General features: G+C 71.1%; 13 protein-coding genes and 2 pseudogenes. 9 read left to right on the top strand and 6 right to left on the bottom strand.

Going from position 1 to position 14,808, the window contains the following annotated elements:
* Positions 1 to 6: 6 nt before the first annotated feature.
* Both ABZ858_RS23015 and ABZ858_RS23010 read left to right on the top strand, forming a co-directional pair.
* Positions 7 to 612, top strand: coding sequence for a response regulator transcription factor (locus tag ABZ858_RS23015; protein ID WP_361381586.1), 606 nt, complete (start codon positions 7 to 9; stop codon positions 610 to 612).
* A 584-nt stretch (positions 613 to 1,196) separates the two neighbouring features.
* On the top strand, positions 1,197 to 1,685 hold the full coding sequence (locus tag ABZ858_RS23010) for a transposase (RefSeq protein WP_361381583.1): 489 nt from the start codon (positions 1,197 to 1,199) through the stop codon (positions 1,683 to 1,685).
* Here the strand turns inward: ABZ858_RS23010 and ABZ858_RS23005 are convergent.
* Positions 1,603 to 2,076 (bottom strand): nuclear transport factor 2 family protein, encoded by a 474-nt coding sequence (locus tag ABZ858_RS23005; protein ID WP_361381580.1) that lies wholly within the window; start codon positions 2,074 to 2,076, stop codon positions 1,603 to 1,605. The genes ABZ858_RS23010 and ABZ858_RS23005 overlap by 83 nt on opposite strands.
* Before the next feature lie 277 nt (positions 2,077 to 2,353).
* Positions 2,354 to 3,100 (bottom strand): hypothetical protein, encoded by a 747-nt coding sequence (locus tag ABZ858_RS23000; protein WP_361381577.1) that lies wholly within the window; start codon positions 3,098 to 3,100, stop codon positions 2,354 to 2,356.
* Between the two features lie 641 nt (positions 3,101 to 3,741).
* Between ABZ858_RS23000 and ABZ858_RS22995 the strand changes: the two genes are divergently transcribed.
* Positions 3,742 to 4,086, top strand: coding sequence for a hypothetical protein (locus tag ABZ858_RS22995; RefSeq protein WP_361381575.1), 345 nt, complete (start codon positions 3,742 to 3,744; stop codon positions 4,084 to 4,086).
* On the opposite strand, the pseudogene ABZ858_RS22990 reads toward ABZ858_RS22995, so the two are convergent.
* Positions 4,075 to 4,909 (bottom strand): annotated as a pseudogene (locus tag ABZ858_RS22990) (SDR family oxidoreductase). The gene ABZ858_RS22995 and the pseudogene ABZ858_RS22990 overlap by 12 nt on opposite strands.
* Positions 4,909 to 5,817 carry a LysR family transcriptional regulator gene (locus ABZ858_RS22985; protein WP_361381571.1) on the bottom strand — a complete coding sequence of 303 codons (909 nt, stop codon included), beginning with the start codon at positions 5,815 to 5,817 and terminating at the stop codon, positions 4,909 to 4,911. Before ABZ858_RS22985 ends, ABZ858_RS22990 begins: the two are co-directional and overlap by 1 nt.
* A gap of 70 nt (positions 5,818 to 5,887) precedes the next feature.
* Here ABZ858_RS22985 and ABZ858_RS22980 point away from each other — a divergent pair, with 70 nt between their 5' ends.
* The 5 genes from ABZ858_RS22980 to ABZ858_RS22960 all read left to right on the top strand — a co-directional run bounded on the left by ABZ858_RS22980 (position 5,888) and on the right by ABZ858_RS22960 (position 11,488).
* Positions 5,888 to 6,844: an NAD-dependent epimerase/dehydratase family protein gene (locus ABZ858_RS22980; RefSeq protein WP_361381568.1), complete on the top strand. Its 957-nt coding sequence runs from the start codon at positions 5,888 to 5,890 to the stop codon at positions 6,842 to 6,844.
* Positions 6,845 to 6,858: 14 nt separating this feature from the next.
* Positions 6,859 to 7,743, top strand: coding sequence for an aldo/keto reductase (locus ABZ858_RS22975; RefSeq protein WP_361381565.1), 885 nt, complete (start codon positions 6,859 to 6,861; stop codon positions 7,741 to 7,743).
* 492 nt (positions 7,744 to 8,235) lie between these two features.
* Positions 8,236 to 8,565 (top strand): rhodanese-like domain-containing protein, encoded by a 330-nt coding sequence (locus tag ABZ858_RS22970; RefSeq protein WP_361381562.1) that lies wholly within the window; start codon positions 8,236 to 8,238, stop codon positions 8,563 to 8,565.
* Positions 8,566 to 8,913: 348 nt separating this feature from the next.
* Complete coding sequence (locus tag ABZ858_RS22965; protein ID WP_361381559.1) at positions 8,914 to 10,725, top strand: histidine kinase; 1,812 nt, start codon at positions 8,914 to 8,916, stop codon at positions 10,723 to 10,725.
* Positions 10,726 to 10,810: 85 nt separating this feature from the next.
* A complete protein-coding gene (locus ABZ858_RS22960; protein WP_361381556.1) occupies positions 10,811 to 11,488 on the top strand; it encodes a response regulator transcription factor in 678 nt (225 codons plus the stop codon).
* A 93-nt stretch (positions 11,489 to 11,581) separates the two neighbouring features.
* Here the strand turns inward: ABZ858_RS22960 and ABZ858_RS22955 are convergent.
* Positions 11,582 to 11,956, bottom strand: a pseudogene (locus ABZ858_RS22955) (hypothetical protein); the annotation flags it as partial.
* Complete coding sequence (locus ABZ858_RS22950; protein ID WP_361381553.1) at positions 11,953 to 12,618, bottom strand: TetR/AcrR family transcriptional regulator C-terminal domain-containing protein; 666 nt, start codon at positions 12,616 to 12,618, stop codon at positions 11,953 to 11,955. The pseudogene ABZ858_RS22955 and the gene ABZ858_RS22950, both read right to left, overlap by 4 nt.
* A gap of 93 nt (positions 12,619 to 12,711) precedes the next feature.
* Between ABZ858_RS22950 and ABZ858_RS22945 the strand changes: the two genes are divergently transcribed.
* A complete protein-coding gene (locus tag ABZ858_RS22945) occupies positions 12,712 to 14,214 on the top strand; it encodes an FAD-dependent monooxygenase (protein WP_361381550.1) in 1,503 nt (500 codons plus the stop codon).
* Positions 14,215 to 14,808 lie beyond the last annotated feature (594 nt).

The following is a 14,808-nucleotide window of genomic DNA, read 5'->3' as shown; positions in this document are numbered from 1 at the left end:
ACCGACATGATCCGTGTCCTGCTGGCCGACGACCAGGCACTCGTACGCGGCGCCCTCGCCGCCGTGCTCCGGCTCGAACCCGATATCGACGTGGTCGCCGAGATCGGCACCGGCACCGAGGTACTGGCCGCCGCGCAGCGGACCGCCCCCGACATCGCCCTGCTCGACGTGCAGATGCCCGGCCGGGACGGCCTGGCCGTCGCCGCCGACCTCCAGCGGGCGCTGCCCGGCTGCCGCACCATCATCTGCACGACCTTCAGCCGGCCCGGCTACCTCTCGCGGGCGATGTCCGCGGGCGCGTCCGGATACGTCGTGAAAGACTCCCCACCCGAACAACTGATCGACGCGATCCGGCGTGTCCACTCCGGCCTGCGCTTCGTGGACCCGGCCCTCGCCGCGGAGGCGCTGGCCGGCGGCGTGAGCCCGCTGACCGGGCGCGAGGCGGACGTACTGCGCGCCACCGCCGAGGGCGGCACCGTGGCCGACATCGCCAGGGCGCTCCGGCTGTCCCAGGGCACTGTGCGCAACCACCTGTCGTCGACGATCGGCAAGACCCAGGCCCGCACCCGCGCCGAGGCGGCCCGGCTCGCGGAGGACAACGGCTGGCTGTGACCGCCACACCGGTGGAGTGACTGTGGAGTGACTCACGGGGGCTTGGCCGGCCTTCGACCGGGTGGAGGCCGCACGTGCTCAGTAGCGACTGACGCGACTGACGCGGCTGAAGCGGCTGAAGCGCGCCAAGCGCCCGCGCGCGTCGCGCGGGTTGAGCCCGAGCGCGGGGAAGTCTCCTCGGGCGGCGTGTCCTGGGCGATGTCGCGCACCGGCCAGTAGGCGCTCTGCGCGGCGCGGATCTCCAGGTGACGGGCCGCGCGTACCGCGGCCGGCGGCGAGTCCCTTGCCGACTTCTCGATCTCCCGCTCCAGCGGCCGGGTCCCGTCCATCCGCATGGCGGGCGAGCCGGAGTGGGACGGGTTCCGGGCGGCAGTCTCCGTCGACGCGGGTGGGGTGGTGGTGCTGCGCTTGAGGCGTGGCACGGAGATGGGGTCGGCGTTTCCGTAAGTCGTGGCAGGGGCCGTGCAGTTGCCGGGTGCGACCGCGCTGGACGGTGAGCTGACGGAGCCGGGGTGTGGGAGCAACTGCACCTGATACTGCTGACGAAGCTGCCGCCAGCGAAGTAACCGGGCTGGTCGCGCGCGATGATCGGCTCTGTCCCCGTGCGGGCGGCCCGCCGGGGCCCGGAAGCGGTCCCGGGCCCGATCGACCGCGTACGCCCGGGCAGCAAGCACCACATCCTCACCGACACCCAGGGCGTCACGCTCGGGGTGTCGCTCACCTGCGGCAACCGCGACGACGTCACCCCACTGCTGCCGCTGCTCGACAAGGTCCCCGCTGTGGCCGGAGCGGCCGGCCGACCACGCAGGCCATCCGACACGCTGTTCGCCGAACACCGCTACCACCACGGCAAGTACCGGCGGCGGCTGTGGCAACGCGGCATCCGCCCCGTCATCGCCGGACGCGACCAACTTGCGGAACGACGGTTGCCACACGAGCGAACAAGGGAATCACCGAGATTCGGGGCAGCGGGGCGCGAGCCGCCTTCCCTCAGAGACCGAGGTCGCTCAGGCCGGGGTGGTCGTCGGGGCGGCGCCCGAGGGGCCAGTGAAACTTGCGGTCCGACTCCTTGATGGGGAGGTCGTTGATACAGGCGTGGCGCAGTCGCATCAGACCGTTGTCGTCGAACTCCCAGTTCTCGTTGCCGTAGGAGCGGAACCAGTTGCGCGAGTCGTCGTGGCATTCGTAGGCGAAACGCACGGCGATGCGGTTGCCGTCGAAGGCCCACAGTTCCTTGATGAGCCGGTACTCCAGCTCCCGGTTCCACTTGCGGGCGAGGAAGGCGATGATCTCGTCACGGCCTGTGGCGAACTCCGCGCGGTTCCTCCAGCGCGAGTCCACCGTGTACGCCAGGGCGACCTGCTGCGGGTCGCGGGTGTTCCATCCGTCTTCCGCCAGTCGAACCTTCTCGATGGCGCTCTCCCGCGTGAACGGCGGCAACGGAGGGCGTGATGCGTCAGTCATGTCGCTTCCTTGGGTCGGTGCGGTATCGCCGCCGGCGGGGTGCGGCGTCCGTCGGCATAGGTGGACCCTCGCGAGAGCGAGCGTTCTCACCACCTGTACACACCGCCGACTTAAGCGAAGCAGGCGGCGGCCGAGGCGGGGCACCGCGTCAACTCAACGGTGGCCGCAGCCCTCTCTTCACCAGCCTCAGTCCGCTCCGTCGTGGATACCGCATGCTTCGGTCTACCGAGCAGGCGACGGGCCGTCAGCCCCTACGGCACCAACGAGTTCAACCTCACTAGTCCTCGGAGTCTGCGAGGAAGACGTCGCTCATGGAGGCGAACTTGCTGCCCTCGATGTGCTGCCCCTTCTTCTTGCTCATCGGAGAGAAGGCACTGGTCTCGCCGGTCTGCATGTAGGACTTGAGGTAGGCGGACTGACCCTTCGACTTGGCGGCCACCAAGTCGAGCAGGGGCTGGTAGTCGGCCTGTGTGACGGCGTTCATGACGGCGAAGCGGTTGGCCTGACCCGCCGCTGCGTGGAGGCTCTCCATGGCGCCCTTCGCCTTCTCCCGGCCGGCCGCGTCGAGCGGGAACCGGGCGGGCACCTGCAGCTCCACCACAGGGCCGGAGCCGCCAGAGTGGGTGAGCTCCTTGCCCGAGCCGACGTTGAAGTTGACCGCGATCACCGTGTAGCCCGCTTCGCCGGCCGCCGAGAGGAAGCCGGGCGAGTGCTGGTCCTTGTCGGTGATCCCGCCGACGCCGCCGTGCGTGGGGTTGCCCCAGGCGCCCGCCGGGTTGCCCGTTCCTACACCGATGAAGAGCAGTACCTGCTTCTCCGGGTCCTTGGCCCGCGCCTCCCCGATGATTTTGTGGACCGCGCCGGCTGCCTCGGCGAGCAGCTGGACGTCGGCCTCGTCGAGTGAGCCGCCGAAGCCCGTCGAGTCACCCGTGGGCGTGTTCCGCATCTCCGCCCGCTGCACCGGCAGCTCGGCCCCCACGGGCGGCTGCCCGTCCGCCCGGGCAGCCGACACCGCGCGAGCCACAGCCGCGTTCCCCGCCGTACGCTGCAGATTCAGCAGCGGGACCGCGGGGCCGCCGACCGCGGACTCGTCGGTCCTGGGCGACGGGCGGACCACCGTCGAACGCTCACGGGCATGCTGCGTAGCGTGCGAGGGATGTGCGTCACAGCGATGCACGGTACTTCCTTTCACGAAGGACAGTGGCTTACGCCATTCTCCCCTGTTCCGAGCATCTTGGAAGGGGCCGCAGGGGCGCTCCGCGGTGCCCTTGCGCCCCTGCCGCCGAGGGTCGTCGAACACCTGGGGGTCGTCTTGTCGATCATGTGTCGAACCAGATGAGGAGGCTGGCGAGGGTGATGGCGGCGAGGTAGCGGCCGGGGGGTGTCATGGCGGGTGGCGATGCCCCGCCCTTGTCCGAGGCGCTGGAAGCAGCGTTCGACGACGTTGCGGCGTCGGTGGACGGAGGTGTGGAAGCCGCAGGGTCGTTCACAACGCCGTTTCCGGCCGGCGAGCTGGTCGGTGCGTTCGGGAATGGCCGCCTTGACGGGGCGTCTGCGCGGGTGGGCCCGGAAGCTGCGGGCTGAGTAGCCCCTTGTCCGCCACGACGTGGTCGGGCCGGGTCCGGGGCCTTCCCGGTCCCGGCCGGGACACAGCGGATGCGGGCGATGACCTCCTCGGCCCGGCTGCTCGGCGGCACGCTGGCCACAGCCGGCCGATCCCTGCGGGCCTGGCGCCGGGTCCCGTGCGGCCCGACGGTGTTCGCGGCGATGGGCGTCGCCGAGATCCTGCTGCACGCCGACGACATCACCCGCACATTGGGCATGGACTGGCTGCCGTCGGCGTCGCTGTGCGTGGCCGTGCTCGACCGACTGTTCCCCGGCGCCCCGCCCGGCGAGCCCGTCCGAGTGCTGCTGTGGTGCACCGGACGTGGGGAGCTGGACGCTCTGCCCCGCCGGACGTCGTGGGTGTGGAAGGCGGCACTGCCCGACCGGGCGCACTCAGCTCGCTGAACCTATGCGGTCACAGCACTGGAGTTGCGAAGCCCCTCCGCCGGCAGGGAACTCCGTTCCTGTCGAGAAGGTCGCACCGAAACGCCAGGTACGCCATCGCGGCAGCCACCTCCTCGGACGACCCCAGCCGGCTGCATCGGGATGGTGCTCCGGTAGGTGTCCTTCGTCGCCGCGACGACATCGGCGGGCAGCGAGGAGTGGTCCAGGACGCCCGAGTCGATCGGGCCGGGGCTCACGGCATTGACGCGGACCTTGCGCGGCAGCAGCTCGCGGGCCAGGGTGCGCGTCATCGATCGCAGGGGTGCCTTGCTCGCCGAGTAGACACTGAGCGCGTCGAGACCCAGGACGTTCACCACCGACGTGGTGAGGACCACGCCGCTTCCCTCGCGCAACAGCGGCGCCGGCGCCCGCACCGTGAAGTACGGGCCCGAAGTACGGGCCCGAAGTACGGGCCCGAAGTACGGGCCCTTGGCGTTGATGCCGAACAGCTCGTCGTGCATCTGCTCCGTCGTCGAGTCGAACGGCGCGGACGCAGTGACGCCGGCGTTGACGAACAGCGCGTCCACTGCGCCGAACCGCTCCGGACCGTGTCGGCCGGCGCCTTGATGTCCTTCAGGGACGCGACGTCGCTACGGATGGCGATCGCGTTCCCCAACTGTTCCGACGCGGTGTCCGGGGAGGAGCGGGTACGGCCTGTGATCCGTACGTGCGCCCCACCGCCCGCGAACAACCGGGCCGTAGCCAGGCCGATACCGCTGCTTCCGCCCGCAGGTGGGCCCTGTGGAACGCCATCCCGTCGGCGTTCGGCGGCCCCGTGGCGGATCAATGCCCGTTGTGCCGCATCGCCTGCTCGCGCAGGGCGTGCATGAGCGTGGTGACGTGGGGCCGGTCACGGCCGCCGATCGCGGCGACGCCGATGTGCCGGATCGGGCCCGGTGACTTGATCGGAACGGTGCTCAGGCCCGGGATCCCGGGGGCGAGTGCGATGGAGGGGATCAGGGAGATTCCCATGCCTGCGGCGACGAGGGAACGGGCGAAGAAGTAGTCGGTGGTGGTCCCGCGGATTTCCGGATCGAAGCCGGCGTGCCTGGCGAAGCGGCGCAGGTAGGTCTCGGTCTTCAGGCAGCCGAGAACCCAGGGTTCGGCTGCCAGATCGGCGAGGTCCAGCGCCTCGTGGCCGGCGAGCCGGTGCCCCTGCGGCAGGACGACGTGCAGGGGGTCCTCCAGGAGCGGTGTCCACTCCAGGACGGAGCCGGGGCCCGGTCCGACGGGGAGCGGGCCGTCGAAGCGGTAGGCGAGGGCGAGGTCCACGGCGCCCTGGCGGACGAGTGGGAGGGTGTCCTCGGGTTCGCCCTCCCTGACATGGAGCACCGTGCGGGGATGGGCTGCCATGAGCTGGGCGAGAGCGGCGGGCAGCAGGAGCCTGCCGCCGCTGGTGAAGGTGGCGACGGTGAGCTGGGTGCGGCCAGTGCTCAGCTCGGCGACCTGCTGTTGTGCGTGCTTGAGTTCCGCGGCGACGGATTCGGCGGCGCCGACCATGATGTGGCCGGCCTGGGTGAGGGCGACGCCTCGGGTGCTGCGCGCGACGACCTGGGCACCGAGGCTGCGTTCCAGGGCGGCCACCTGCTGGGAGACGGCCGAGGGGGTGAGGCGGAGCGCCGCGGCCGCCTGGTTGAAGCTGCCGTGCTCCGCCACCGCCCGCAGGACGCGGAGCCGCTGCACATCGATCAACAGTTTTCCTTAAAACGTGTTCAGCAAGCCATGACTTCTGCTGGTGACGATAGGTCTCCAGGATGGGGGCATGCAAAGGATCTGCGTCATCGGCGGAAACCGGTACTTCGGAAAGCTCCTGGTAGAGCGTCTGCAGGCCGCGGGCTGCCAGGTCACCGTGATCAACCGTGGCTCCGTCCCGCCGCCTGCGGGCGTCGGGCACCTCGTCGTCGACCGCAACGACGAGGCCGCCCTGACGGCCGCGCTCGACGCCCGCACCTTCGACGTCGTGGTGGACCAGGTCTGCTACACCCCGGTACAGGCCGCTGTCGCCGCCCGCGCCTTCGCCGGCCGCACCCGGCGCTACGTCATGACCTCCACGATCGAGGTCTACGACCCCGCGACCGCCGCCCTGCCGGCCGTGCCCCCGAGGACGCCCGTGTCGGAGGAGGTCGTGGACCCGACCGCCTGGCGGGTGGCCATGGACCTGCCCTGGCACGACGACGCCTACCTGGAGGCGCACTACGCGGAGGGCAAGCGGCAGGCCGAGGCCGTCTTCGCCCACGCCGGCAGCTTCGCCCACGCCGACAGCTTCGCCTTCGCCGCTGTGCGCAGCGCCCATGTACTCGGCGGCGGCGCGCGGGAGTTCACCGGCAGGCTGGCGCACTATGCCGAACTCATCACCCAGGGCGAAGAGATCACTGTGCACGCGAAGGCGCTGCCCACGGCCTTCATCCACTACGAGGAGCTGGCGAGCCTTCTGTCGTGGGCGGCCGGAGCCGACTTCACCGGACCGGTCAACGCCTGCTCCGACGGCCCGCTCGACGTACACGACCTCGCCGGGATCGTCGCCGCGCAGGCCGGCCGGGAGGCCGTCTACCGGACCGTCCCAGCGGGCGAGGAGGCTTCGCCGTTCTCCTTCGACCGCCACTACGCCATGAGCAACGCCCGCGCGAAGGCGCTGGGCTTCTCCTTCTCCCGCACCAGCGACTGGCTGCCCGGCGCCGTCGCCGAAGCCCTCGCCGTATCCGCTGCTTCCACCGATTGAGGAACAAGGCCACCATGAAGTACCGCGCCATCGCCCACACCGACGTCAGCGCCATCGGCCTGGGCGCCATGCCGCTGTCCATCGAGCACCGCCCGGACGAGACGCGGGCCATCGCCACCGTCCACGCCGCCCTCGACGCCGGTGTCACCCTGATCGACACCGCCGACAGCTACCACTGGCACGCGGACGAGGCGGGCCACAACGAGCTGCTGATCGCCCGCGCCCTGGCTCGCTACGGCGGCGACACCTCCCATGTCCTGGTGGCCACCAAGGGTGGCCGCGGCCGCCCCGGCGACGGCAGCTGGACCGTCACCGCCACCCCTGCCCACCTCAAGCAAGCCGCTGAAGCCTCCGCCAAGCGCCTGGGCGTCGACGCGATCGGCCTGTACCAGCTGCACAAGCCGGACCCGACCGTGCCCTGGGCGGAATCCGTCGGCGCGCTGCGCGAGCTTCTCGACGCCGGCACCATCCGCGCCGCCGGCATCTCCAACGTCACCGCCGCCCAGATCCGTCAGGCACATCAGATCCTCGGCGACGGGCTCGTCTCCGTACAGAACCAGTACTCGCCCGCCATCCGCGACAGCGAGCCCGAGCTACAGCTCAGTGAACAGCTGGGGCTGGCCTTCCTGCCCTGGAGCCCACTGGGCGGAATCTCCCGCAGTTCCCTCGACGGCCCCTCCGGCCACACCTCCATAGGCACAGCCTTCCACCGGATCGCCGCCGAACGCGGTGTCAGTCCGCAGCAGATCGCCCTGGCCTGGCTCCTCGCCCGCTCCCCGGCAGTGATCCCGGTACCGGGGGCCAGCCGCCCGGGGTCCATCACCGACTCCGCGAGGGCCGTCGAGCTGACGCTGACTACGCAGGAGCTGACGGAACTTGAGGACGTTCCGCAGAGCTGAGCCGGGTCACGGGCCACTCACCGACCTTGACCGCGAACGGCTTCGCCTCCCGCCCGCCCCTGACGCGGCACCATCGCCGAAGAGCCCAGGCCGAGGTGCTCATCCAGGTCCACGGTACGGGTCCTCCGGGCCGCGATCCGGGCGGAAGCCGTGCCGTGTGGACAAGGCACGCAGATCGCCGTGCGAGGGCCCCGGCTCCGGCCTGGAGAGTAGGTGGCTGATCCAGAGGGGGGTCGAGGTCCAGGGCATCGAGGTTCCGGGGAGTGAATTCCCTCTCGTCAACGTGGCGGAATGGGAGTCCACCGCTCACTGGGAAGAGGCGATGAACGTCTGCCCGATGCTGGAACAGCGGATAGCCGTCGCCCATGCCTCGAACTACGAGGCGATCCGGACGGTCCTGCCCGCGCGGAGCCCGGGCCCCGGCGACGGTCATACGCCGTCGGCCTGTCTCCGATCGAGGCGCGTCGCCGTGTCGCGGACGGGGAACTCACGTTGGTCGATGTCCGCGAAGACGACGAATGGGCAGCGGGTCACCCGGCGGGCGCCGTCCACGCCGCGCTCAGCGCATCGCGGGCCGCGCTCAGCGCATCGCGGGCCGCGCTGTCGGATTTACCTGACGGCCCACTGGCCTTCGCCTGCCGCACGGGAAAACGCAGCATGCGGGGCGGCGCGCAGGCGATTCGCGCGGGCCGGTCCTCCGTCTACAGCGTGACAGACGGCCTTGAGGCATGGGAAGCGGCAGGGCTGCCGGTCGCCCTTCCCGACCGCGAGGACTCGGTGCACAACGGCGACCGTGCCAAAGCTGCGGTACATGAGGACTGACGAGAGCAGAACCGGCGGACAGCCGTCGCATACGTCCGCCGGCATGAGGCCGTCCGGGTGCGCCATCCGGGTGCGCCATCCGATTCGCTCCCTTCGGGAGATTCTCCACCGCCATTTCGGGCGGTGCTCGTTCGTGCGAATGGCGGCGATTTTCCGAACGCGGGGACGCTTCCTCGGAGGACGACCGAGCCAAGGTGATCTCCCTCAGACGTGGCGAGGAACGCCTTCACGGCCGGCGTGGCGGCCGGCCGCGCGCGGTCGACTTTCGTCGTTCCCGGTCGCGACGAATGGGTGCTGCCAGGGGATGAAAGGAGTTCTTAGCCTGGTGGGGTGACTTCCATGCGACGTGTGAACCCTGTGACGGCGGCCGCTCAGGTCCTGGTGGAGGGCCTACGAGCGGTGCCGCGGGGGTTGGGCGAGGCGAGCCGGGCGCTGTGCCGGGCCGAGCTGTGGCGTCCTCGCCGGGTGGTGGGTGAGGCGGTGCTGGTGCTGGTGGTGGGGTTGCTCGCGGCGGGCGATACCACCTTGTCGGCCCACGACGGTACCGTGGCCGTGGTGGCGTGCGGGATCGGCGCCGCGGTGCTGGTGCCCATCCGCCGGGTGCTGCCTGGCGTTGTGCTCCTGACGGCCGCCGCCGGCTCGTTCGTCCTGGACGGCCTCGACGTGCTGGTGCCCCTCGCTGCCTGGTCGGTCGGTCTGCGTGTCGGTCGCCTCGCCCGGGCCGTCGGCCTGTGTGTCCTGGCCGGCGTGATCCTCTTCGGTGGCGGGGTCGCGGACCAGTTGCCGCGCTTTTCCGGCTTCTACGCGGCGTTCATCGCTCTGGGTCTGTTCATCGGCGTCGCCGTGCCCGCTCTGGCCGGACGCCACTGGTCGCAGCGCCAGACCCTGGCCGACGCACTGCGCGAATACCACGCCCAGCTCGTCCGCGAGAAGCGGATGATCGCCAACGAGACGCGCCTGCGGGAGCGGCAGCGCATCGCCCAGGACATGCACGACAGTCTCGGCCATCAGCTCACGCTGATCTCCGTGCGGGCCGGCGCCCTGGAGGTCGACGGTGACCTGGCCGGCCGTCACCGGGAAGCCGTGGGCATTCTCCGTGGAGCGTCGGTCGCCGCCATGCACGAGCTGCGGGAGGTGGTGGGGCTGCTGCGGGACGGGACGGAGCCGGGGCCCGAGGCGGTCGGCACCGGGGCGCCCGGCGGCGGCCCGCGCCCCCAGGAGGTGGCCGCCCTCCCGGGCGTCGCCGGCATCCAGAGCCTCACGGACGCCTCCCGTGCGGCCGGGGCCACTGTGCGCGTACGGCGCACCGGTCGGACACGGCCGCTGTCGGCGGCCGCGGAGCACGCGGTGTACCGGGTGGTGCAGGAGGGCCTGACCAACGCGCACAAGCACGCGCCCGGAGCCGCGATCACCGTGGAGCTGCGTTACGAGCCGGACTCGCTGGTCGTAGAGGTGGCCAACGGCCCGGTGCCGGTGCGGGCGCGCCCGGAGGACCGCGGCGGCTGGGAGGTGGTGAGCGGCGGGCAGGGCCTGACCGGTCTCACCCAACGGGTCTGTCTGGCCGGCGGCATGGTGCACGCGGCTCCCACGGCGGAGGGCGGCTTCCGCGTGGCCGGGGTGCTGCCGTACGCGACGCGACCGGGCACGGCGCGGGAAGAGGTGCACGAAGCGACCTTCGTCGTCGGCCACGACGACTTTCGAGAGCAGCCGGGCGCGGGCCTTGCGGACGACAGTGGGGCCGTCCATGACGAAACCCCACTACCGAAGGACGTGGTCAGAGCAATGAGCCAGGAAAAGCGGAGGAGCAGGGTCTGGGGCTGCGGTGTGGCGGCGGTGATCGTGCTGCTGCTGGGCGCCGCCGCGGCGGTCGGAGGCTACTTCCTCCTCAAGGAGGGTGACAAGGCCATGATCGAACCCAAGGAGTACAATCGGATAAAGGTTGGCATGAGCGAGGCGGAGGTCCGCGACCGGCTTCCCAAGGGGGACTCCTTCCTCACCGACGGCCTGGACAAGGGTGCACCGCCCGAGCCCGCCGGGGCGGCGTGCCTCAGCCTCAACTCCACCGAGCAGGGCAGCAGTTTCACCAAGTCCCCGGTCTTCCGGTTCTGCTTCAAGGACGGTGTTCTGATCGAGAAGAAGTCCTTCGAGGTCAAGGGCTGAGCAGCCGTAGCGAGCCGGGCCCGGGGGGTCCGACCGACACAGCGCCGCCTTCGGGCGGACCGCCCGACATCCCTTCAGGAGCATCGTGATCAGGGTCCTCGTCACAGACGACGAGCCGCTCGTCCGAGCCGGTATCCGGATGATCCTCTCCTCCGGCGAGGACATCGATGTCGTCGCCGAGGCGGCCAACGGCCGCGAGGCGGTCGACCTGGCCCGGAAACTGGCCGTAGACGTCGTGCTGCTCGACCTGCAGATGCCGGTGATGGACGGTGTGACGGCGCTGGCCGAACTCCGCCGCGCCGCCCCCCGGGCCCGGGTGCTGATCCTGACGACGTTCGGTGAGCGGGAGAACGTGCTGCGCACGCTCGTCGGCGGCAGCGCCGGCTTCCTGCTCAAGGACTCCGCGCCGCCGGACCTGCTGCGCGCGGTGCGTGCGGCCGCCGCAGGTGAGGCGTACCTCTCTCCCGCCACCACCCGCCAGGTCGTCGATCTGGTGGCCTCCGGCGACACCGCGCGCCGCAGTGAGGAGGCCCGTCACCGCCTGGAACGCCTCTCCGATCGCGAGCGGGATGTCCTCGCGCTGCTCGGCGAGGGCCTGTCCAACGCCGAGACCGGCCGCCGCCTGCACATGAGCGAGGGCACCATCAAGACCTACGTCAGCCGAGTGCTGACCAAGCTGGACTGCGGCAACCGCGTCCAAGCGGCCCTGCTGGCCCGCGACGCGGGCCTACGCGCCGCCGCCCCCGAGCGCGAACACCCCTAGTACTGCAACCGTAGTACTGCAACCGTGAGCGTTGGTGGATGTGCGGTTCAGGGGCTCCGGGGCTGTGTCCGCGTCGCTCCCTCTTCTGTCCCGCGGGTTGCGTTCGACGATCTCGATCTCGACGTCGATGTCCAGACCCGCTCCGTGCGCGGCGACCCGCTTCTTGAAGCCCTGGTCGACCAGGGCCTTGCAGACACGGTACCGCCGGCGTGATCGTGCGTGTCCGCGGCCAGGACGATGACGGCGATGACAGCGATGACGAAGCCCGGCACGTCGACGGCCAGGCCCCGATCGCGGCCCGGTACCCGTTTCGCCGGGGTTCCGACCTGTCGTGGAGGCGGGAACTCCGGCGGCCACGCGATGGCCACTCGCCGTGCGGTGCCGGTCCTTCCAGGCTGCGTTGATCGGCTCGATCAACGACCACTGCCCGTCCGCTGAGTCGCCTGGGTACAGCTTGCCCCTACTCACCCCTCTCGGTTGCCGCCGCCGTTGGGAGCGGCGGCAACCAGGCCGGTGATCAGCAGGTCCAGCGCGTGGTCGAAGTCCTCGGTCGGGTCGCTGTCCGGGATGGTGGCCAGGAGTCGGGCGAAGTTCGGCAGCCACGCGGGGTCCACCACGCGCTGGAAGACGTCCAGCCCGTTGGCGGCGGGTCGGGGTGGGGTGGTGTACCCGGAGGTGGACAGGGCCAGCGTGCCGAACACCAGGCCGTTGACCGCGATGAACGCCTGCCGGGTGGCTCCCTCGTCGAAGCCGGCCTCGAACAGGGCTTCGAGTATGTCCTCCGTCGGGCGCAGGGCCACCGCAGAGGTGGGGTTGGCCTGCTCGCCGACGACGACTTTGGACACCGCCGGGTGTCGGCTGAACTCGCGGTACAGGTTGCGCACGGTGATCCGCAGCCGGTCCACCCACGGCAGCCCGGGCTCGGCGCGCTCGACGGAGGCGAACACCTGCTCGGCCAGCGTGTCCAGCAAGTCGGTCTTGTTCTTCACGTGGTTGTACAGCGACATCGCCTCCACGCCCAGCTCCTTGGCGAGCCGGCGCATGGTCAGTGCCTCGATGCCCTCCGCGTCCGCCAGGGCCAGCGCGACGGCTGCCACCTTCGCCCGGTTCAACGGCTCCCGTCGACTCACCTGTCGTCCTTCACTCGCGGTCGGCACTTGACGAATTTACACCGCACATGGCGTACTTACTTCGTAAGCTTACGCCGTATGTAAGGAGAAGTCATGGTGGACGTGCTGGTGGTCGGCGGTGGGCCGGTCGGGCTGCTGCTGGCTGGAGAACTGCGCCTGGGCGGTGCCCGAACGGTGGTCCTGGAGGCCTCTGACGGCGCCGAACGCCGGACGCGAAGCTTCGGCCAGCGCGCCGTCAGCCCGCGCAGCGCCCAGACCCTCGCCCTGCGCGGGCTCGTCCCCGCCCTGGAGGCGGCGCAGGCGTCCTGGATCGGTCAACTCGCTGCGGCAGGGCACGAGACGAGGGACGGGGACCAGCTCGCGCTCGTGCTCAAGCTGATGCGCGAGGGCCGTGCCAGGGGCCATTTCGGCGGGCTGCCGCTGGAGGCCGACGGCACCGACAGCGGCCGCACCTACCTGATGAAGCAACACATGCTGGAGCAGCTGCTCAGCGACTGGGCGACCGGGCTCGGCGTGCGTGTCCAGCCGAACTCCCAGGTGGTCGCCGTTCGCGACGAGGGCACCTCCGTGGTCGCGGACCTGGCCGACGGGCGTTCGCTGCGCGCCGGCTATCTGGTCGGCTGCGACGGCGGCCGCAGCACCGTACGCAAGAGTGCCGGATTCGCCTTCCCCGGCACGTCGGCCACCATGACCGGGCGGATCGCGGTGGCCGAACTCGCCGAACCGGACACACCCACGGCGGTGCTGCGCGGCCCGGGCGGGCTGGTGAACGGCTTGATGGTGCCGGGCGAGATCACCACCGTCGAGTTCGACGGGACCGGGCCCACCGACCGCGACGCGCCCATGACCCCGGCCGAACTGGAAGGCAGCATGCTGCGCGCCGGCGGACTCTCGGTGACCGTGGCCAGGCTGGAAGCCGGCTCCCGCTTCAGCGACAACACCAGGCAGGCCGACACCTACCGGCGCGGCCGGGTGCTGCTCGCCGGCGACGCCGCGCACGTGCACTCACCGATCGGGGGGCAGGGCCTCAACCTCGGACTTCAGGACGCGGCCAACCTCGGCTGGAAGCTCGCGCTCGTGGCCACCGGCCGCGCCCCTGAACGGCTGCTGGACACCTACACCGCCGAACGGCACCCCATCGGCGCCCGCGTCCTGCGCAACACCCGTGCGCAGACGGTGCTGATGCGGCCCGGACCGCAAGTCGACGCACTGCGCGAGGTGCTGGCCGAGGTGCTGACGATCCCGGCCGCACACGAGTACTTCGGCGCGCTGGTCAGCGGCGCGGACGTGGACTACGCGCCGGACTCGGCGCAGCCCCTGGTCGGCCGCTTCCTGCCGGACGGGCTCCAGCCCGTGGCCGCGGAGCACCTGAGTGACGGCCGGTTCCTGCTGCTGGACCTCGTCGGCAGCCGGCGGATCCGCGCTGCGGCGGACGGGTACGACCGCGTGCGCGTCGTACCCGTGCAGGCGCCTTGTACGGGCACCGCCGCGCTCTTGGCCCGGCCGGACGGATACGTGGCGTGGGTAGGCGTGGACGCAGACGCGGCCGGGCTGCCCGAGGCGCTCGACCAGTGGTGCGGACGTCCAGTGAGCTGACGTGCCCTCGCGGGCATGCTGAGCACGGCCACAGGCCGAGCGCCACCGGTGTGCCGGCCAGGCCGGGTGCGTACCACGCACCCCGCTGGTGGGGGGAGTCGTCACGGACGATCGCGATACGGACCTCGGCCGGGTAGCGGGCTCGCGGGTGGCGGCAGAACTCCAGGAACCACGGCCACGCTGACACCCCCGCCCCTGTCAGACCGGCCGAGTGCCGGGCCGACGGGCACACTGCGGGCAGGTGCGGGCCTCATGGTTGCGATGAGGTCACGACCGTGCAAAGGAACGATTTACGGGGGCTGCGCCGCCCGGCAGGGGGCAACTGGGTGCTACCAGGGCACCAATGGTGCCTCTCAGCGAGAGAAGGCGGACATCGTGTACATAGGTCTCGGCACCGTGGTGGTCATTCTGCTCATCGTCGTGGTCGTCATGATGCTGCGCCGCGGCTGACCCGCATCACGAAACCGCTGACTCGGCGGAAGGGTGGGGGCGGCGGGGGCGGGGCCCGCGGGCGCGGCCCGGGCCACGCAATATCAGGGGGCCAGGCCGCGGTGGGCGGGGCGGGCGGGGGGGGGGCGGGGGGCGCGGCCCAAT

The sequence above is a fragment of the Streptomyces sp. NPDC047017 genome (assembly GCF_040644175.1).
GTDB lineage: Bacteria > Actinomycetota > Actinomycetes > Streptomycetales > Streptomycetaceae > Streptomyces.
Note: the sequence above shows the minus strand (reverse complement) of the source record. Positions and strands in the feature narration are given on the sequence as shown.

Bases quoted from the DNA above. Each gene is read 5' to 3' on its own strand.
- ABZ858_RS23005 (WP_361381580.1), bottom strand. From the start codon at position 2,076: ATGACTGACGCATCACGCCCTCCGTTGCCGCCGTTCACGCGGGAGAGC.
- ABZ858_RS22995 (WP_361381575.1), top strand. From the start codon at position 3,742: ATGACCTCCTCGGCCCGGCTGCTCGGCGGCACGCTGGCCACAGCCGGC.
- ABZ858_RS22980 (WP_361381568.1), top strand. From the start codon at position 5,888: ATGCAAAGGATCTGCGTCATCGGCGGAAACCGGTACTTCGGAAAGCTC.
- ABZ858_RS22945 (WP_361381550.1), top strand. From the start codon at position 12,712: ATGGTGGACGTGCTGGTGGTCGGCGGTGGGCCGGTCGGGCTGCTGCTG.
- ABZ858_RS22975 (WP_361381565.1), top strand. From the start codon at position 6,859: ATGAAGTACCGCGCCATCGCCCACACCGACGTCAGCGCCATCGGCCTG.
- ABZ858_RS23010 (WP_361381583.1), top strand. From the start codon at position 1,197: ATGATCGGCTCTGTCCCCGTGCGGGCGGCCCGCCGGGGCCCGGAAGCG.
- ABZ858_RS23015 (WP_361381586.1), top strand. From the start codon at position 7: ATGATCCGTGTCCTGCTGGCCGACGACCAGGCACTCGTACGCGGCGCC.